Annotated in this window: 16 protein-coding genes and 1 pseudogene; 5 read left to right on the forward strand and 12 right to left on the reverse strand. The window is 42.0% G+C overall.

Translation table 11 applies throughout. The annotated features are described in order from the left end of the window. Window positions 1-45: 45 nt before the first annotated feature. The 4 genes and pseudogenes from QM657_RS04060 to QM657_RS04075 all read right to left on the reverse strand — a co-directional run bounded on the left by QM657_RS04060 (window position 46) and on the right by QM657_RS04075 (window position 4,438). Complete coding sequence (locus tag QM657_RS04060; protein ID WP_415065267.1) at window positions 46-2,106, reverse strand: thioredoxin domain-containing protein; 2,061 nt, start codon at window positions 2,104-2,106, stop codon at window positions 46-48. A 663-nt stretch (window positions 2,107-2,769) separates the two neighbouring features. Further along, window positions 2,770-3,048: a hypothetical protein gene (locus QM657_RS04065; protein WP_415065268.1), complete on the reverse strand. Its 279-nt coding sequence runs from the start codon at window positions 3,046-3,048 to the stop codon at window positions 2,770-2,772. 445 nt (window positions 3,049-3,493) lie between these two features. Beyond that, window positions 3,494-3,697, reverse strand: a pseudogene (locus QM657_RS04070) (transcriptional regulator); the annotation flags it as partial. Window positions 3,698-3,982: 285 nt separating this feature from the next. Further along, window positions 3,983-4,438 carry a hypothetical protein gene (locus QM657_RS04075; protein WP_415065269.1) on the reverse strand — a complete coding sequence of 152 codons (456 nt, stop codon included), beginning with the start codon at window positions 4,436-4,438 and terminating at the stop codon, window positions 3,983-3,985. A gap of 666 nt (window positions 4,439-5,104) precedes the next feature. Here QM657_RS04075 and QM657_RS04080 point away from each other — a divergent pair. From QM657_RS04080 to QM657_RS04090, 3 genes are read left to right on the forward strand one after another with little or no spacing between them, the layout of a single operon-like run. Beyond that, window positions 5,105-5,512 (forward strand): BlaI/MecI/CopY family transcriptional regulator, encoded by a 408-nt coding sequence (locus QM657_RS04080; protein ID WP_415065270.1) that lies wholly within the window; start codon window positions 5,105-5,107, stop codon window positions 5,510-5,512. A gap of 3 nt (window positions 5,513-5,515) precedes the next feature. Then, window positions 5,516-6,667: a M56 family metallopeptidase gene (locus tag QM657_RS04085; RefSeq protein WP_415065271.1), complete on the forward strand. Its 1,152-nt coding sequence runs from the start codon at window positions 5,516-5,518 to the stop codon at window positions 6,665-6,667. Next, entirely contained in the window at window positions 6,664-6,915 is a 252-nt protein-coding gene (locus tag QM657_RS04090; RefSeq protein WP_415065272.1) for a hypothetical protein, read from the forward strand. Before QM657_RS04085 ends, QM657_RS04090 begins: the two co-directional genes overlap by 4 nt. 99 nt (window positions 6,916-7,014) lie before the next feature. Here the strand turns inward: QM657_RS04090 and QM657_RS04095 are convergent, their stop codons facing one another. Beyond that, entirely contained in the window at window positions 7,015-8,388 is a 1,374-nt protein-coding gene (locus tag QM657_RS04095; protein WP_415065273.1) for an alanine/glycine:cation symporter family protein, read from the reverse strand. Between the two features lie 147 nt (window positions 8,389-8,535). On the opposite strand from QM657_RS04095, the gene QM657_RS04100 reads away from it, so the two are divergent. Beyond that, a complete protein-coding gene (locus QM657_RS04100; RefSeq protein WP_415065274.1) occupies window positions 8,536-9,519 on the forward strand; it encodes a zinc dependent phospholipase C family protein in 984 nt (327 codons plus the stop codon). A 90-nt stretch (window positions 9,520-9,609) separates the two neighbouring features. Here QM657_RS04100 and QM657_RS04105 read toward each other — a convergent pair whose 3' ends face one another. Further along, a complete protein-coding gene (locus QM657_RS04105) occupies window positions 9,610-10,221 on the reverse strand; it encodes a hypothetical protein (protein WP_415065275.1) in 612 nt (203 codons plus the stop codon). A 224-nt stretch (window positions 10,222-10,445) separates the two neighbouring features. On the opposite strand from QM657_RS04105, the gene QM657_RS04110 reads away from it, so the two are divergent. After that, on the forward strand, window positions 10,446-11,969 hold the full coding sequence (locus tag QM657_RS04110) for a BCCT family transporter (RefSeq protein WP_415065276.1): 1,524 nt from the start codon (window positions 10,446-10,448) through the stop codon (window positions 11,967-11,969). A gap of 58 nt (window positions 11,970-12,027) precedes the next feature. Here the strand turns inward: QM657_RS04110 and QM657_RS04115 are convergent, their stop codons facing one another. From QM657_RS04115 to QM657_RS04140, 6 genes are all read right to left on the reverse strand, one after another. Continuing rightward, window positions 12,028-12,867 (reverse strand): LicD family protein, encoded by an 840-nt coding sequence (locus QM657_RS04115; RefSeq protein WP_415065434.1) that lies wholly within the window; start codon window positions 12,865-12,867, stop codon window positions 12,028-12,030. Between the two features lie 177 nt (window positions 12,868-13,044). Further along, the gene (rfbH, locus tag QM657_RS04120) at window positions 13,045-14,388 is read right to left on the reverse strand and encodes a lipopolysaccharide biosynthesis protein RfbH (protein WP_415065278.1); all 1,344 of its coding nucleotides are present in this window, start codon (window positions 14,386-14,388) and stop codon (window positions 13,045-13,047) included. A 219-nt stretch (window positions 14,389-14,607) separates the two neighbouring features. Then, on the reverse strand, window positions 14,608-15,693 hold the full coding sequence (rfbG, locus tag QM657_RS04125) for a CDP-glucose 4,6-dehydratase (RefSeq protein WP_415065279.1): 1,086 nt from the start codon (window positions 15,691-15,693) through the stop codon (window positions 14,608-14,610). 1 nt (window position 15,694) lies between these two features. Then, window positions 15,695-16,471: a glucose-1-phosphate cytidylyltransferase gene (rfbF, locus tag QM657_RS04130; RefSeq protein ID WP_415065280.1), complete on the reverse strand. Its 777-nt coding sequence runs from the start codon at window positions 16,469-16,471 to the stop codon at window positions 15,695-15,697. Window positions 16,472-16,498: 27 nt separating this feature from the next. Further along, entirely contained in the window at window positions 16,499-17,284 is a 786-nt protein-coding gene (locus tag QM657_RS04135) for a glycosyltransferase family 2 protein (protein ID WP_415065281.1), read from the reverse strand. 167 nt (window positions 17,285-17,451) lie between these two features. Then, the gene (locus QM657_RS04140) at window positions 17,452-18,210 is read right to left on the reverse strand and encodes an ABC transporter ATP-binding protein (RefSeq protein ID WP_415065282.1); all 759 of its coding nucleotides are present in this window, start codon (window positions 18,208-18,210) and stop codon (window positions 17,452-17,454) included.

Here is an 18,210-nt window from a genome sequence, read left to right on the forward strand (position 1 = left end):
ATGCTTACTTATTTATATAGGAGGCAGATTATTTTTATGATAAAATCAGGACAGCCAGCCAGGCAGGGTTTTCATTAAGTCCCTCACTTCCTTCAGGGTGTCCACAGGCTGCAAGCAGGTTCCGCCGCTGCAGACGTAATACCTGGTCTTGGAGTCAGGTATGGGATAGTCGGCTGTAAAAGGCGCTGATTCAGAAAGAACTTTTTGATTTTCTGCTGTTTTCCATAGAAGACTTACATTTCCTTTGGTTTCTTTCTGCAGCTCCATCACTTCCTCTTTATCCGGCTCTCCCGCTGAAACCGCTACGATTTCCACGGAAGGATAAAGAAGAGTCTGAAAGGCCATGAGGGCAAAGCAGTGGTTTGCAGGGCTTTGGGCCGCTGCTCCCGCCATGCAGGAAATCTGCTTTTTCAAAACCTCCTGCCACTTCACTTCCCCTGTCAGGTGATAGAGCCTGCTTAATACATAGGCTGCCACAGAATTTCCCGATGGCAGAGCGCCGTCGTAAAACTCCATGGGGCGGCTGATGAGCCTGTCCCTGTCATGGGCATACATATAGAAGCCTCCCTGTACTTCATCGTAAAATAAGTCCACCATCTTTTGGGAGATGTCCGCTGCTTCTTTTAAATATGTGACGGAAAGGGAGGCTTCGTACAGTTCTAAAAGGCCGAAAGCATAAAAAGCGTAATCGTCAAGCTGTCCGTCGTGAACCGCTTCCCCATCCCGGTAGCGGATAAAGAGCCTGTTGTCCTGGGTCTTCAGGTTCTTTTCTATAAAGGCCTGGGCTTTTCGTGCAGCATCTAAATACCGGCTGTCACCGAGAACCTTATACGCTTTTGCAGCCGCACCGATCATAAGGCCGTTCCAGGAGGTCAGAATTTTATCGTCGGTATGAAGGGTTGTTCTTTGCAGGCGATATTGGTAAAGCTTTTGGCACAATGCTTTTATTTCCTGGTTTTCTGTTTCAAAGTCTTCATTTTCGATTAAGTTTGGAATGTTTTTTCCTTCAAAATTTCCTGCTTCCATTATTCCAAACCAGCGGCAAAAGACTTCTCCCTGCTCTTCTCCCAGAATGTCTGTGATTTCTTTTTTCTTAAAGGTGTAGAACTTTCCTTCCACTCCTTCGCTGTCCGCATCCTGGCCGCAGTAAAAGCCTCCCTCCTCATCCGTGAGGACGGAAAGGACATAGTCCAGGATTCCCTTTGAAACCGTGGCATAAAAGCGGTTTCCTGTGATCTGGAATCCTTCCGTATAGGCATGGAGCAGGAGGGCATTGTCATAGAGCATCTTTTCAAAATGGGGAACCAGCCACTTTTCATCGGTGGAATAGCGGGAAAATCCCCCTCCGATGTGATCGTATATGCCTCCCCGGTACATTTGTTTCAAAGTCTTTTCTGCCATGAAAAGGGTATTTTCCTCTCCCTCCAGAAGATAATGCCTGAAAAGGAACGTCAGGTTGTAGGCCATGGGAAATTTAGGAGCCCGATGAAAACCTCCCCACTGTTTGTCAAAGGCTCTGGAAAGAGTGTTTGACGCAGTTTTTAAAAGCTCTTTGGAAGGCTCTTCTCCTGTTTCCGATTGGGAACGGGGTTCCTTGTTTAATAAACCTGTCAGTTCTTCTCCTACTTCCAGAACCCTGTCTCTTTTATTCTTCCATAGCCTTTGAATGGAAGATAAAATATCCAGCAGTCCGGCAGAGCCCCATCTGGAAGACCTTGGAAGATAAGTCGCGGCATAAAAAGGCTTTTGCTCCGGTGTCATAATAATAGTCAGAGGCCAGCCGCCGGAGCCGGTCAGGGCCTGGCACACAAACATGTATACGGAATCAATGTCTGGCCGCTCCTCTCTGTCCACCTTCACAGCCACATAATCCCGGTTTAAAACTTCTGCTACCTCTTCATCCTCAAACGATTCATGGGCCATGACATGACACCAGTGGCAGGTGGAATATCCGATGGAGAGAAAGACCGGCTTATCTTCTGCTTTTGCTTTCTCAAAAGCCTCCGCTCCCCATGGGTACCAGGAAACGGGGTTGTGGGCGTGTTGGAGGAGATATGGGGATTTTTCATTGATCAACTTATTGGAAGCTTTGTCAGAATCAGGCATAGCAACACCTCTTTCTAAATATTAAATTAAAATTTGTAATTATTGTGTCCAGCTTTGTGAAACTTACACACATTAACACTTTTCAGGTTTTCTCTATTATCTTGCCAAAATTAAGACTGTCTGAATGATACGTTATTATTCTTTATTGTATACCCTGCCATGGTCAGAATGCAATCTCGAAAACGATATTAATAGGAATTCTATAATATCCAAATTTACAGATTGTTGAATATAAAAATCGGAACGACGTCTGTTTTACTTAGACATGTCGATCCGATTATATTAATTCCTTTATATCTTATTTTTTTGACAGTTGTTTAACTCTTTCATATATGAATCCATCACTTACAATGATACCTTTTTCAGTTAAATACTTGAGGTGAATTTCATCAACAAGCTGTTGATAGTTACTTAAAAATATTTCTTTTTCCTTATCTCTGATTCGATAACCATATATGCTATAAAATTCTTCAAAACGATCTTCGTAACTTTTAGTTTTTAAATGCCCGACAGACAAATCATCAAGTAAAAATATGATGTTTTATTCTCGCGCCACTTTAAGCATCACAAAGGCAGTACATGAAAAGCATATATTTAGCATTAGGCTCTCCTTAAATTCTTTTATTTCAATTATTGTATCCCGCCTTGTGGAACTTACTATCATTAAATCCAGAGTACCAATATATCCAACAGTACAAGAACAACAATTATAGATGCCTTCTTCTTAAATGAATACTCCGGTTTTTCATAAATTAAATTCTGACATATAATGATCAGGAATAATAGATTGATTCCCACCATAGAAATGCGCTCTCTTCGATAATATTCTACATACATATCAGCAGGGATCACTGACTTTAAATCTGAAATCGGTAAAGAAAAACAAGTCAAAGCAACCGCAAGTATGGTTAAAGCAATCAAAATATATCTTTTATATTTCATTTCCATTCCTCTTTCCTTAAAACATTATTTACGGGCAACTCTTGTTTCACATTTCAGTGAAGAATGCATTTGATATTTTTATTTATGCAGCAATAATTTATGGTTTTCCGTATGATTCTATCCATATCAAATTTTAGGTTTGACTTTTTATGGTCAGTTCAGGGGGTATATGTATCTCATCATAACAGGCTGCTATGGCCGGTAGGAATGACCAGTAGGAATTCAGTAAACGGATATCAATCCAGCGTCACGCAAACATCCCAAATGAGTGGCTTGCAAACTATCTATTTGAAGTAAAATCAGCATAAAAAATTCACCAAGAAAGCAAGACCGTTAAAGTATGCAAAAAACACGAAAGTGACTGATCAAATCATCCTTTTTGTGTTTTTCAGGGTTAAGGATTCGTCGTAACTGTAACACTACCAAAAATACTAATAAAATAAAGTTAGTCAGCTTCCATAATAACTCTTTTTAATAGTTCTACATATTCCTTTAACAAACAAATTCCATAATCAGTTATTTCATAAGTAGTCCTAGTTTTCTTCCCATCTATCTTTTTTACTGATGTTATAAATCCCCACTGTTCTAATTTCGATAGTAGAACACTCATGTTTCCATCCGACGCTTCAACCAGTTCTTTTAATTCATTAAATGTCTTTTTTCCATTTTCTAAATATTAAATTAAAATTTGTAATTATTGTGTCCAGCTTTGTGAAACTTACCACTGTTAAGTCCAAGGTATTAATATATCCGCAAAAGTACAATAACAATTATAGATGGTTTTTCATAAATTAAATTTTGATATATAATGACAAAGAATAAAAAATTGATCCTTCTATTTTCAACATAAGGAAAAGCTGGTGTCGCTTTATCCGACACCTCTGTCCTCCAGTCTGTAACGGAGTTGAAAGATATAATAAATATCGATCATTCATTATACTAGTTTTTGAAATAGGTGAAGCTCTTTCTTGTCAGAAAAATAAATAATCACTAAAATATTGTTATTATGTTTAACATATTTTTTCCAAATATATTTTTGAGTAAAATCCAGGTCATACTTTGCCTCTACTCCTAAAATATCGAAAACTTCGATACAGAAATCTTCTATTTCTTTTCTTTTTTCTACTTCAAATCCCCTTAAATCTTCCATTTTTTCAACTTGATATATTGTATGCCTAAATCCGTCTCCATGAAAAGATGTTGTATTTTTATCATTTACTAATTTTATTTGATCGGGCAGTGAAATTTCCCAATTCATTTCATATGCCTTTTTTTCAGAATAAGAAAAGTGTCCATATAAATACAAATATAGCGGACATAGTATGAAGAAAAATAAGAGAATAGCAACTTCAGCCAATAATATCCAAATCGTTCTTTTTTCTCTTTTCAAGTGATTCTCCTTTCAGAGCAAATAAAGTGTTAAGCACCTGTATCTTACTTCTATAGAAAATATCCATTTTTGATTATAAATTTTAAGATCATATAACAAAATATATTTTATCAGTAAATATTCAATAACACAAGAATGGGATAAAGCCTCTACAGGGATTTGCAAAATATATAACAGATCAAGAGTATGGAGATGAAGTCGTTCTTTTACAAATTACTTTCCACTACTAAACGTGAAATAACATTTTTACACAACTTTACTTAAGGCAACTTTTAGATTTTTTGGTTTTTGATTATGACAACATTTTTTTCTATCTAAGTATTGTTCCATGCTTACAACTTGCTGCATCAACTAAAATCCATACGATCTATTGGAATCCTCCTTTCTTTTTGTAGATATATAAAAATACAACCACCAGCCTAATTGATAATAGTTTTATCAAAAGATGAAGTAATCTTATATGATTTTTACACTAGTAATGTTCTACAAAATTAATATATCTAATTTAAAAACTATTTTAAATTTTAAAATACATTTTATAGTATAACGATATAGCAATTTTGTCAATAACGATTTTAAATTTTAAAATTAAATTAATAATTATTGACTTTTTTATAATATGAAATTATAATTTAAATGAAAAACCAAAATCAGGAGATGAACAATATGCTAGTCAAAAACAGTATGAATTCATGTTTTTTCCTTACAAGTAAAGAAGAAGCTGCCATGAAAGTTCTATGGGCATCAGACACCCCTTTAAGTGCTACCGAAATTGCTGAAAGAATTCCTAACAGAACCTGGCCTTCAAGTTCAATACAAAGTATTTTACGAACACTTGAAAAAAAGAAAGCTATTGAAGTGGCCGAAATAACAAAAATCGGAAAGTCCTATGGACGGCTGTTCCGGGCAACAATATCGGCCAATGAATATGCTGTTATGCAGTTTGACAGGTATTATCAAGGAGATGATCAAGATAGTTTGTCCTTAATATCAATGCTTTTGGGCAAGAAAAGCAGCAAAGAAGAAATCGCAGATGCCTTACAGGAATTATTAAACCAATACAGGGAGAAATAATTTATGGCGTTAACATCATTCTCGTTCCTGACCTCGCTTATATGGGTAAGTATCTTTGCAGTTGTTATAAAACTTTTAAGCAGGCAAATGCTTCTATTAAGAACGTTCTCCATATATCCTTTGATTTTTTTGATTTGTTTATGCTTAATAAGGTTCTTTTTACCGACAGAATTATTCTATACTCAAATTATCAGGTCTGAAAATTTGCTGCCTGCCCTGCAACGTGTATTAGCTTACCCTCTCATTAATCTTTCTGGCAAAGGTATTACTATCAGCGTATTTGATATCTTGATTCTTATAAGCGGCGGAGTTGCACTATATAAACTTTGTAAGAAGATAAATGAATATAGAAGATTTTATAATATACTGTGTATTTTTCCTGCTTCCGAGGATCAACGCATAAAATCAACCTTAGCAAATATACAAAACCTTACCGGTAAAAAAAAGAAAGTAAAAATTATAGTACACAAAAGCATAAGTACACCGGCAATTGTCGGTTTTCATTCACCAATCATAATTCTTCCAGATATCATTTTCACGGATGACGAATTGTTTGGAATATTACTGCATGAGTGGCAGCATTACCGTCAGGGACATGCAATAATTAAATGTGTTTGCGATATCATTCAGACCATATTTTGGTGGAATCCATTTTTTAAACATTTTAACAATGAAGTTGAACACACCTTGGAAATGCATTCTGATGAGAAAATCAGTCTTTATCTGGATAGGCAGCAGCAGAAGTGTTATTTAAATGCAATAATAAAGGTCATCCAGAATCAGGAAGAAGGTCAAAAGAAATCCATTTTAACCTGCTGCCTTGTGGAAGAAGCAGAAAGCGCCCAACTCAAACAACGATTTAAAATGCTGCTTGAAAGCAATTATTCCAAGAGTAACAGGCAGAGAAGTAAGCTGTTTATTCCAATTATGTTTGTCCTTCTGGTTTTGTCATATACATTTGTCATTCAGCCCTACAGCATGCCCAGTGTCCAAGATTATGGAACTATGGCTGACATTTCCGATGATAATTATCTGGAAAAAACAGACTCTGGTTATAATCTATACAACAGCAAAGGGGAATTAATAGCTAATATCTTAGTTATTGATGATACACTAAAACATTTAAAAATAATAAATGAGGAGGATTTACCATGAAACAGATTTTGAAGACTAATCTTATCGGCCTATTAGCAACAGCTACATTTTTAACAGTTTTATCAATCAACACTTATGCATTTGAGTATCCAACAGGACAAATGCAGACTTCTGCAAGCTCAGAAGTAGGCCCCCAAGCAGAAGAAACCGGCTATATGTACAAGATTATGAATGGCAAACAATATAAACGGCTTTGGTCTTATACATATGCAAGATGGATTGACAAGGATTGGATATTGATATCATAATAAAATAATAACGTGATATTTGAAGATGAAAAAACTCCCATAGCCTGCTGATTTTACTACAAAATGCAGACTACGGGAGTTTTCTATTGAATATTAATACTATTTCTCTTCAAAAGATAAGCCCTGCTTGGGATATGTAACTTCCTTCATTAAAAATATCAACGCCAAAATATTAGGAAGAGCCATCAACCCATTCCAAATATCGGAAAATTCCCACACAGTTTCCAGTTTGGCGATACAACCTGCGAATACAGCTCCTAAGTACAAGAGAGTATATACCTTCCCTCTCAAAATCCTCTGAAGAAAATACAAAATATGTCTCTTTTTCAAACTCTCCGCCAAGTACACCGCCGCCTGCCTGCCCAGATAATACCAGGCTATAATAGTAGCAAAAGCAAATACCACCATGGCCCCGGAAACCACATACTGTCCAAGTCCCCCCAGCCTTTTTGAAAAGGAGTAGGCAGTAAGGGCAGCCCCGTCATAGCCGGAAGCAGCCGGATTACCGTCTGTCATGCAGAGAATTACAAATGCCGTCATAGTACAGATTAAAATGGTATCGAAAAATATTTCAAACATGGCCCACATTCCCTGCTGCTGCGGCGTAGTATCCTCTGCCGCCCCGTGGAGAACCGCCAGGCTTCCAAGGCCTGCCTCATTGGAGAACACACCTCTTGATATACCGTACTGCATGCTTTTACTGACCCCATATCCTGCTGCCCCGGAAAAGAAGGACACCGGTTTAAAGGCATCTTCAAAAATACACCGGAAAATGTGAGGAATAATGTCCCAGCAGGACATGATCACAACCATGGAAAATATCATATAAAGTCCTGCTGAAACCGGAATCAGCCGTTCAGAAACGAAGGCGATCCTCCCGATTCCTCCCAGCACCACCAGGAAAACCACTCCCGTCAGCAAAATTCCAACAGAAACAGGATTCACGTCAAAGGCATATTCTAAAGTCTCAGCAATAGAATTGGACTGAACCATGCTTCCCATTCCAAGGGAAACCATGATACAGAGAAAGCTGTATATCATTCCCAAAACAGGTATCTTCATTCCCTTTTCCAAGTATACCATAGGACCGCATATCCACGTTCCATTTCTGTCTTTATAGCGGTAACGGATTCCCAGCATGGTTTCCGCATAGCCTGTCATCATTCCGATAGCAGCAGATACCCACATCCAAAATATAGCCCCAGGGCCGCCTGCTGTCAAGGCTGTGGCAACTCCCACAATATTTCCCGTTCCAATGGTGGCTGCCAGGGCCGTACAGGCCGTCTGAAACCGGGTCACTTCCCCGCTTTTTCCGTCTTCATCCTCTCTTATGCTGCCAATGGTCTCCTTCCACCAGCAGGAGAGCCCTCTGATCTGAAAAAATCCCGATTTTACGGTATAAATAATTCCCATCCCCAGAAACAAAACCAAAAGCCAGGGCCCCCATACCAGTTCATGGATGCGATGTATCATAATATCCGCTCCTTATCGCTTTCCTTAACACTTATTCACCCAGGCCGGATAGTATGAAAATTTCCAATGATTTTTATACAAAATAAATAATCATATGGTATAATCAAATTATCTGTATTGTATTTAAAAAAATGCGAGGTGAGCAATATGCCCGGTTTTACTACCCATTACTTATTAGGGGTCCGAGTTTTCAATGATATGCCCAATAATCCTTTAAAGCGTATTATCGCCAAATACCGCTGGCTTTATCAGCTTGGCCTTCAGGGACCGGATATGTTTTTTTATAATATCCCCATTCTCCGCCACCGGGATTATCGGAATGTGGGCTCCTACATGCATGAAAATCATGTCAACGATTTTTTCCTCTCCTGCTTAAACCACCTGTCTCAGATCGAATCCAGACAGCAGAGAGAGCAGGCTATTTCTTATTTGAGCGGATATTTCTGCCATTACATCGGTGATTCCATCTGCCACCCCTACGTTTACGGCAGGATTGAGTATGATGTAAAAAATGCCAGCAATTATCACCACGGCCTTCACGCTACCCTGGAAAATGATATCGATGCGCTGCTTCTGATGAAATATAAAAAGAAAAAGCCCTCCCAGTTTAACCAGGCGGCTACCATCTGCTTAAACGGGCAGGAAATGCAGTTTATTTCCAAGTTTTTGTCCGCATGTATTAACGAAACATATTATCCGCAAAACTACAAAAACAATTTCAGCGTAACTCCCAAGATGGTATCCCGTTCTATCCTGGCTATGCGCTTAGGCTGCCGGACCCTCGCCGATCCCTCCAGCCGTAAGAAAAACAGCATTGAATTTGTAGAGTCCCTGTTTTTCAGAAATCCCATAGCCTCCCGGAAGCTGGTCACGGACATTCCTCCTGACCCGGTTGTGACAATGAACTTAAACCACGAGGTCTGGTGTAATCCATGGAACAGACGGCTTGCATCACAAGCCTCTTTCCCTGAACTGTTTTACCTTTCCATGGCAAAATGCAACGATGCCTTCTTCCTTTTAAATGAAGAGCTGACTTCAACAGTTCCCTTAAAGAACTTGGATCATAATAAGCTTTTAAAGGAGCTTGGAAACTACTCTTATCACAGCGGTCTGGCAGTCAGCACCGACTAAAAAAGAAACATGATTGAAAAACGGCCTTGTGCCTTCTTTTCAATCATGTTTCTTTTTCTGGCCTGTTTTCAGCCAAGGGGCTGTACCCCTTTATTTTGCTGCGGTTGTCTCCTCGATGCTCTCTTCCGTGTCATCCTCAGCCTGTTCTTCATCTTCGCTTGTTTCTGACTCAGGCTCTGTAAGCACTGCCCCTTCTCTTGGGACGATCTTCTCATCAGAACCCTTTGGAATGTCCATGTCCACCAGCCAGTACTGCTTTTCCTCCATGGTATACTCCGGCATAACGATCAGATGCATGTCGTATTCCTTGGAAAATCCGCCGTAGGAGGTCTCACTTGACCGTTCATAGGAAAAATCCTGAGTGGCTGCTTCATCGTTTAAATACCGGATTACGGCATCTGCAAATCTCACTGCTTCCTCCGTACTGGTTCCGCTCTTTACCACCAGATTTAATTCAATGGTTTTCCCGTTCTGGTCAACGCTGTAATTGATGCTGCCTTCTTCCAATGCCATGGGGTATTCTTCATTATTTAAAAATTCGTCATCCAGAGAACTTCCGATCTGAACCCAGTCCAAAACGATTCCCTGCTGTGTTTCAAGAACCGGCTCAGCAGGACCTCCGGAAGCAAGGATATTGCTTTTGGTACAGCCGCTCAGCATGAGAGCTGATATTGCACATATTATTAATGCTTTGTTTTTCATTATAATTCCTCCTCATTATTGAACATCCACATTATATAGGATGTAAGACTTTTTTTGTAGTAGTTTCTTTAAAAAGTCATAAAATCTTCACAAATAAGTCAAAGATTCTTTTACCAGCCATATTTTTTCCATTTTATTCTTGCCTTTTTTGGATATCCATGATATTATGTTCAATATCAACATTATAAAAACTTTTTTGAACACACTCAGGAGGTAAGATTTTTATGGATAACAATAAAAAAGAGCCCTTACTAAAAAGACTGGACTGGACAACAACACAGGTTCCCTTTATCATCGTTGTCCTTTTATGCCTTATCTTTGTCATAATGCCCACCCAGTCTGCCAATGCGCTGGCAGCTATCCGGTCTTTCTTAGGGGACGATCTGGGGAGCTATTTCCTGCTTATGGGGCTTTTCACTTTCTTTTGCTCCCTTTACATGGCATTTTCCCGGTACGGCTCCATTAAGCTGGGGGACCTGGAAAAGCCTCAGTACTCCTATTTTAAATGGGGTTCTATGATGTTTACGGCTGGATTGGCTGCCGACATTCTGTTTTATTCCCTTTGCGAATGGCTTCTCTATGCAGGAGAACCTCATATCAAGGAAATGGGAACCATGCAGGACTGGGCTTCTACCTATCCTCTGTTCCATTGGGGGCCTATTCCGTGGAGCTTTTACTTAGTGTTAGCGGTTGCATTTGGCTTTATGCTTCACGTGAGAAAGCGTAATAAGCAGAAATATTCGGAAGCCTGCCGTGCTCTCTTGGGAAAGCATGTAGATGGACCGGCCGGAAAGCTCATTGACTTAATCGCAGTGTTTGCCCTTCTGGCAGGAACAGCCACCACCTTTTCCCTGGCAACGCCTCTTCTCTCCATGGCTATCAGCCGTGCTACGGGACTGCCGGACTCCAGGCTGTTAACCATTGCTATCCTGGTCATCATCTGTATTGTTTATACAGTTACCGTTTACTTTGGCATGAAGGGTATTGCCAGACTGGCTGCCTCCTGTACCTATTTATTTTTCGGCCTTCTTCTCTATGTTCTCATTGGCGGAGGGCAGGCCAGATACACCATTGAAACCGGAATTACGGCAGTGGGAAATGTGGTTCAAAACTTCATTGGCTTATCCACCTGGACTGATGCCCTGCGGACCTCCTCCTTTCCCCAGAACTGGACCATCTTTTACTGGGCTTACTGGATGGTATGGTGTGTGGCAACCCCATTTTTCATCGGTTCCATCAGCAAGGGCCGTACCGTAAAACAGACTGTGCTGGGCGGATACATCTTCGGACTTTCCGGCACATTTACTTCCTTTATCATATTGGGAAATTACAGCCTGGCACTGCAGACAAAAGGACTTTTAGATGTCATGGGAATTTATAATGCAACAGGGGACCTCTATCAGACCATTATAGAAATCTTTTACACCCTGCCATTTGCAAAGTTAGGTCTCATCCTTTTGGCAGTCACGATGATCGCTTTTTATGCTACCACCTTTGATGCGCTGGCTCTGGTAGCTGCAGCCTATTCCTACAAAGAGCTTCCGGATGATGAGGAACCCCACAAGCATGTAAAGCTGTTCTGGTCCCTGCTGCTGATGCTTTTCCCCATAGCCCTGATTTTTTCCGAAAATTCCATGACGAACCTGCAGACCGTTTCCATCATTGCAGCCTTTCCAATAGGAATTATCATCCTTCTTATCGTCTTCAGCTTCTTTAAAGATGCAAAGGAATATTTGGATAACAAATAGAAAAAAGCCTGACAGAAAGGTTAATCAAAACCTTGCTGTCAGGCTTTTTTATGAGCATTTAAGGATAAATCTTGATCTTTGTACTGGAATGAGTTGGAACCCGTTTTTCCTTGGGCGGCAGCTCTTTATAATCCCCGTAAATCCAGGTGAGAACCTCATGCCAGCCCTTAGGGGCCATCAGCTTGGTGTCTTCAAACTCCAAATCCACCGTCTCCTCGCACCATTCTTTTTTTAGCGTCACGTAGAGGTAATCCGGCTGATAATTGCTGTAGTAGCGGAGGCCGCTTTTCCCTCTCCGGTCCTTGAGAGCTGCCATATGCTGTAACTTTCTCAGCACCTTCATGGGAATTAATTTACCTGCAAAGGCCAGGATTCCCACGGCGATCTTATTGGCCAGACTGTACTTTTTAAAGTCCAGCTTATAGCGGTGTCCCATGGCTAAGCCGTAAATTACCGTATGGAGCAGCAGGGTAATTGTCGATGCCGCTTTATTTTCCGGAAGCTCATCAATGGTAAATAAGTCCACCCATAAATGATTTAATTTTCCTTCATAAAAATCCATTTCCGGAGAATCTTCATGGGTCCGGCTTTTTTTATAAATGATTCTGGCGGTGAAGTCATAAAAGGCCTTTCCGCCCCTGAAGTCTCCCGGCTCCAAAAGCTCCATTTCCGAAGGCAGCTCCCGGCGCACCACCTTTAAAAAGGCGTCATAATTAGCGCGGGTAAATGCCAAATCCGCATCGTCATCCCAGGGAATAAATCCCTTGTGTCTTACGGCTCCCAATAGGGTTCCCGCATCCAGAAGATATTTGATCTTGTATTTCCGGCAGATCCGGTCTATTTCCTTTAAAATGGTCAGATTTGCCTGATGAACCTCTCTTAAATCGTATCCTTCCATATTTCCTCTTTTCCGTCCATGCTCTTTGGACATAAAGGTATACCCGCAGGGTGCTTCCTCTTTTCCGTCCGTGCTCTTTGGACATAAAGGTATACCCGCAGGGTGCTTCCTCTTTTCTGTCCGTACTCTTTGGACATAAAGGTATGCCCGCAGAGTATTCCTCCCGTCAAATCATAATCACTGGGCGTTCAATGCATCCTTTATGGTCTTCGCCATATGGTCAATCATTTCATCGGTCATTCCCGGATAGACTCCCACCCAGAAAGTATCTTCCATGATACGGTTGGTATTGGTCAGCTCTCCTGCAATCCGGTAACCTTCGCCTGCTGCTCTCATCTGATCAAAGCAGGGATGCTTGGTCAAATTGCCTGCAAAAAGCATTCTGGTCTGAACGCCCTTTGATTCCACATATTGAACCACTTGATTCCGGTCCACACCTTCCTTGCAGGTGATCAAAAAGCCGAACCAGCTTGGTCTGGCCCCTGGACATGGCTCCGGTAAAATCAGCTTGTCCGAAACCTCTTTCAGCCCCTGATAAAGGCGGTCAAAATTATGGCGTCTCCGTTCCACAAAAGATGGAAACTTTTCAATCTGGGCACATCCAATGGCAGCCTGCATATCCGTTGCCTTTAAATTGTATCCAAAATGGGAGTAAACATATTTATGGTCATAGCCCAAAGGAAGTTCCCCATACTGGCGGTCAAAACGGTGTCCGCACAAATTGTCCACTCCGGAGGGGCAGACACAGTCTCTTCCCCAGTCACGGAAAGAACGGATGATTTTATTTAACAGGGCACTGTCAGTATAGACGGCGCCGCCCTCTCCCATGGTCATGTGGTGAGGCGGATAAAAGCTGGAAGTTCCGATATCTCCGATGGTGCCGGAAAAGCGCTCCTCTCCGTTGATCGTATACTTGGTTCCCAAGGCATCGCAGTTGTCTTCCACCAGCCACAAATTGTATTTCTCACAAAAAGCTTTCACAGCGCCCAGATCAAAAGGATTTCCCAGAGTATGGGCAATCATCACTGCTTTCGTTCTTTCTGAACGGGCGGCCTCCAGGGCATTTACATCAATGTTATACTGGGGAATGGTCACATCCACAAACACAGGCACGGCTCCGTACTGAATCATGGGAGTCACTGTCGTCGGGAATCCGGCAGCAACGGTGATCACTTCATCTCCCCGCTGAATCTGGCGTTCCTTTAACAAAGGAGAAGTCAGAGCCATAAATGCCAGTAAATTGGCGGAGGACCCGGAATTTACAAGGGCACAGTACTTGATGTTCAAATATTCAGCCAGTTTCTTTTCAAATTCATCTGTATAACGCCCGGAAGTCAGCCAGAATTCCAGGGAACTATCCACCAGATTCACCATTTCCTCATGATCATATACACGGGAAGCATAGGGAATCCGGTCACCTTCTTCAAAGGGTTTCTTCTTATTGTGATAGGTATTGCAATACTCTTTTACCAGCCCAAGGATTTCCTCACGGGCTTCTTTTTCTGTCTTATGCTCAAACATTTTTCATTTCCTCTCTTTTGCCCATGCTTTTCGGGCATAAAGGTATGCCCACAGGGCGCTTACTCTCTTCTACTCACGTTCTTGGGGCATAAAGGCATGCCCGCAGGGCGCTTACTCTCTTCTGCCCACGTTCTTTGGGTATAAAGGTATCCGCAGGGCGCTCATTCTCTTCTGCCCACGTTCTTGGGGCATAAAAGCATGCCCGCAGGGCGCCACCTCTCATACTCTTCCATTAAAAAATTCTTCTATCTGGCGGTCCATGACCTGAAGCATATCTTCTCCGTCCAAATAAGCCATGGTCCATTCCACGGTTTTTTCCACCGCTTCCTTTACTCCATATCTGGGAGTCCAGCCAAAGACTTTTTTGATTTTGGAACAATCCAGCTTTAAGAAGTTGGCCTCATGAGGGCCTCCTTCAAACCGGTTCACCCATTTCATGCCCTGGCCCCATGCTTCACAGAATAAGTCAGTCAGGTTCCCGGTGGTGATGCAGTCTTTATCGTCAGGGCCTACGTTATAGTATCCCTGAAAGCTCACATCTTCATACTGTTTCATGGCAATGGTCATGTACACGGAAAGGGGCTCCAGCACATGCTGAAAAGGCCTTGTGGAATGAGGATTTCTCAAAATAATATCCTCATGGGCCGTTGCCGCCCGGATGCAGTCAGGAATGATCCTGTCATTGGCAAAGTCGCCTCCTCCGATCACATTGCCTGCCCGTGAAGTGGAAACCGCTGTCTGCCCTTCTGAAAAAAAGGACTTGGCATAGCTGTGAGTCACCAGCTCGGAACAGGATTTGCTGTTGGAATAGGGATCATAGCCGTCAAGGGGATCGCATTCCCGGTAACCGTACTCCCATTCCTTATTTTCATAAACCTTATCTGTGGTCACATTTAAAAATGAACGGACAGAAGGGGTCAATCGGACGCATTCCAGGATGTTGACCGTTCCCATGACATTGGTTTCATAGGTGTAAACCGGGTCCTTGTAGGAATCCCGGACAATGGGCTGGGCTGCCAGATGAAATACCACTTCCGGCTGGGTCCTTAAAAATACTTCTTTTAAATGCGCAAGGTCCCTGATGTCTCCAATGACGGAATCCATGGTATCAGAAAGCCCTGCAATATAAAAAAGGCTGGGGTCTGTAGGGGGATTTAAGGAATAGCCTGTCACCTGAGCTCCCGCATTTACAAGCATGCGGCTCAGCCAGGAACCCTTAAAACCGGTGTGCCCTGTTACGAGGACCTTTTTTCCTTTATAAAACTCACAAAATTCATTCCATTTCTCGCTTGTCCAACCGGTCATATTATTTCTCCCATATTTTCCAGGGGGCCTGGCCTGACTGCCATAAATCCTCCAGCTTCTTCATCTCTCTCTGGGTGTCCATACACTGCCAGAAACCGGAGTGGTGGAAACTCATAAGCTCTCCTTCTGCTGCCAGCTTCTGCAAGGGCTCCTGTTCCAGCATCGTGGTGTCGTCCTTTAAATAAGAAAAGATTTCCGGATTCAGCACCATAAAGCCTCCATTGATCAGGCTGGCATCGGCTTCATCCTTTTCCCGGAAGGAACGGACCATATTATTCTCATTAATGTCTAAAACCCCTTTTAACTGGGTGATATTTACAGTGGTCATGGTAGCTATTTTTCCATGGCTTTGATGGAATTCTAACAAAGCGTCCAAATCCACATCACAGACTCCGTCGCCGTAGGTCAGCATAAACGGCTCGTCACCTACATAAGGCCTGATACGCTTAATACGGCCTCCTGTCATGGTATTTAACCCCGTATCCACCAGGGTCACCTTCCATGGCTCCGAATAGTTGGTGTGGACCTCCATCTTGTTATTGGCAAGATCATAGGTCACGTCTGAGGTGTGGAGGAAGTAATCCGCAAAAAACTCCTTGACCACGTACTGCTTATATCCAAGACAGATGACAAAATCGTGAAAACCGTACTGGGAGTAATATTTCATGATATGCCATAAAATCGGTTTTTCCCCAATCTCAATCATGGGCTTTGGTTTTAAATGGCTCTGTTCGCTGATTCTTGTACCAAAACCTCCTGCTAACAATACTACTTTCATCGCTTTTTCCTCCAAATGTACTCTCTGTTAAGAAGTGTATTCTTCATATGCCTTCCGGTAAAAGTGCATGATAATTCTCACAACCGGACCGGGCCATATCTTTGAAAACATGTGGGCTTCTTCCCTGGCCCGGCTGTTATCCTTAATACAGGCTTTTGTGGCAGCTCCATCGTGGACTCTGTAATACAGAACCGGTTTTTCCACACAGATAAAACGTCCCGGACGGTCAGCTAACTTAAAAAGCGCGTCCCAGTCCAGCGCAAACCGGTAAGAGGACGCAAAAAGCGGCTCCCCTAACCGTTCCTTATTATAGGCACAGGCCGGACAGCAGATAGAATTTCCAAACATCAAAACGCTTTTTTTGACCCAGGATAAATGACTCAGCCCCCGAAGACGAAGGGGAAGGCGGAGAAACCGTTTGATAAATTCCACCTTTTCAAAGAAAACCGGCTTATTTCCCTTTACAACGGCATAGCCCCCCGTAAACAGGGTCATGTCCGGATATTTCTCATACCATTCCAGAAGTGTTTTCACATAATCCTTCTGATAAATGTCGTCCTGATGGGCGATGGTGACAAAGCGGGCATCAGCCATGTGATAGGCAAAGTTCCAGTCCTCTCCTATGCCGCTGGCTCCATCCCTTACAAATAAGGGGATATCATACGTTTCTGCCAGGGTTTCAATATAAGGGCTGGGAGTTGATGTGCACAGTATGATATCTGACTTTCGGCTCTGCTTTTTTAAAGAGCGGATACATGTCTCCAGATAAGGAGAATCCTTGTATGCGCAGATTGCAAATGCATGTGGTTTCATATTTATTGATATCCTCTGGGATTCTTTCATAGTCTGGCTATGATTATACCATAAAAACCACCGAACATTCCATCATATTTATTATTTTGTTTTTACAAACTTTTAAAGATTGTGTAATATTAAAAAGCGCCGTTACTAAAACAAGCGCCTTTTCAAACAGTCTGTTTTTACCGTACTTCATCCAAAAATGAAAACGAAGTGATCATTTCATCCTTATATTGAAATTTTTCAGAATGGGAATACACGCCGAAATACTTTTGAATATTCCCGTCTGTCATTATTTCATCCGTATTCCCCGTCATATAATCCCCTTCACCCAGCAAAAAACATTGATCCGCAATGCGGAGTGCATGATTGGGATAATGGGTATTAATCATACAGGCTATGTTGTTCTCTGCCACAACGCTTTGAATCAGTTTCAACAGCCGTATCTGATTGCGAAAATCCAGATGGGATTCAGGTTCATCTAAAACAAGCAGCTTAGGAGCGTTCATAAGCGCCCGTGCAATGAATACCAATTGAAGCTGCCCTCCGCTCAGTTCATTGCAGGGCTGCTCCCGTAAATGGTAAATCCCCACCTTTTTCAACATTTCATCAGCAAGCACATAATCCTGCCTGCCCGGTGCCGCAAAACGGGAATTGTGTCCGGTCTTTCCAAATACCACCATATCCCGTACAGAATAAGAAAAGGACACCCGGTGAGCCTGGGGCACATATCCGATTTTCTTTCTCTCCACAGCAGAATATCCGCTGTCCCAACTCAAGATGCCCACAATGCATTTGATCAGGGTCGTCTTTCCGATTCCGTTTCTCCCCATCACGGCCATGATCTGACCGCCTCTGAGAGAAAAAGAAATATCCTTTAAGATAGGCTGTTTCCGGGAATAAGAAAAACAGCCCTCATGTACTTCCAAAATATTTTCCAT

Source organism: Lacrimispora sp. (assembly GCF_047605665.1).
Taxonomy (GTDB): Bacteria; Bacillota; Clostridia; order Lachnospirales; family Lachnospiraceae; genus Lacrimispora.

What these genes read in the sequence shown, in the direction of transcription:
- QM657_RS04065 (WP_415065268.1), bottom strand. Translation starts at nt 3,048, where the DNA reads ATGAAATATAAAAGATATATTTTGATTGCTTTAACCATACTTGCGGTT.
- QM657_RS04080 (WP_415065270.1), top strand. Translation starts at nt 5,105, where the DNA reads ATGCTAGTCAAAAACAGTATGAATTCATGTTTTTTCCTTACAAGTAAA.
- rfbG (WP_415065279.1), bottom strand. Translation starts at nt 15,693, where the DNA reads ATGACCGGTTGGACAAGCGAGAAATGGAATGAATTTTGTGAGTTTTAT.
- QM657_RS04110 (WP_415065276.1), top strand. Translation starts at nt 10,446, where the DNA reads ATGGATAACAATAAAAAAGAGCCCTTACTAAAAAGACTGGACTGGACA.
- QM657_RS04100 (WP_415065274.1), top strand. Translation starts at nt 8,536, where the DNA reads ATGCCCGGTTTTACTACCCATTACTTATTAGGGGTCCGAGTTTTCAAT.
- QM657_RS04090 (WP_415065272.1), top strand. Translation starts at nt 6,664, where the DNA reads ATGAAACAGATTTTGAAGACTAATCTTATCGGCCTATTAGCAACAGCT.
- QM657_RS04140 (WP_415065282.1), bottom strand. Translation starts at nt 18,210, where the DNA reads ATGGAAAATATTTTGGAAGTACATGAGGGCTGTTTTTCTTATTCCCGG.
- QM657_RS04115 (WP_415065434.1), bottom strand. Translation starts at nt 12,867, where the DNA reads ATGGAAGGATACGATTTAAGAGAGGTTCATCAGGCAAATCTGACCATT.
- QM657_RS04105 (WP_415065275.1), bottom strand. Translation starts at nt 10,221, where the DNA reads ATGAAAAACAAAGCATTAATAATATGTGCAATATCAGCTCTCATGCTG.
- QM657_RS04060 (WP_415065267.1), bottom strand. Translation starts at nt 2,106, where the DNA reads ATGCCTGATTCTGACAAAGCTTCCAATAAGTTGATCAATGAAAAATCC.
- QM657_RS04095 (WP_415065273.1), bottom strand. Translation starts at nt 8,388, where the DNA reads ATGATACATCGCATCCATGAACTGGTATGGGGGCCCTGGCTTTTGGTT.
- rfbF (WP_415065280.1), bottom strand. Translation starts at nt 16,471, where the DNA reads ATGAAAGTAGTATTGTTAGCAGGAGGTTTTGGTACAAGAATCAGCGAA.
- QM657_RS04135 (WP_415065281.1), bottom strand. Translation starts at nt 17,284, where the DNA reads ATGAAACCACATGCATTTGCAATCTGCGCATACAAGGATTCTCCTTAT.
- rfbH (WP_415065278.1), bottom strand. Translation starts at nt 14,388, where the DNA reads ATGTTTGAGCATAAGACAGAAAAAGAAGCCCGTGAGGAAATCCTTGGG.
- QM657_RS04085 (WP_415065271.1), top strand. Translation starts at nt 5,516, where the DNA reads ATGGCGTTAACATCATTCTCGTTCCTGACCTCGCTTATATGGGTAAGT.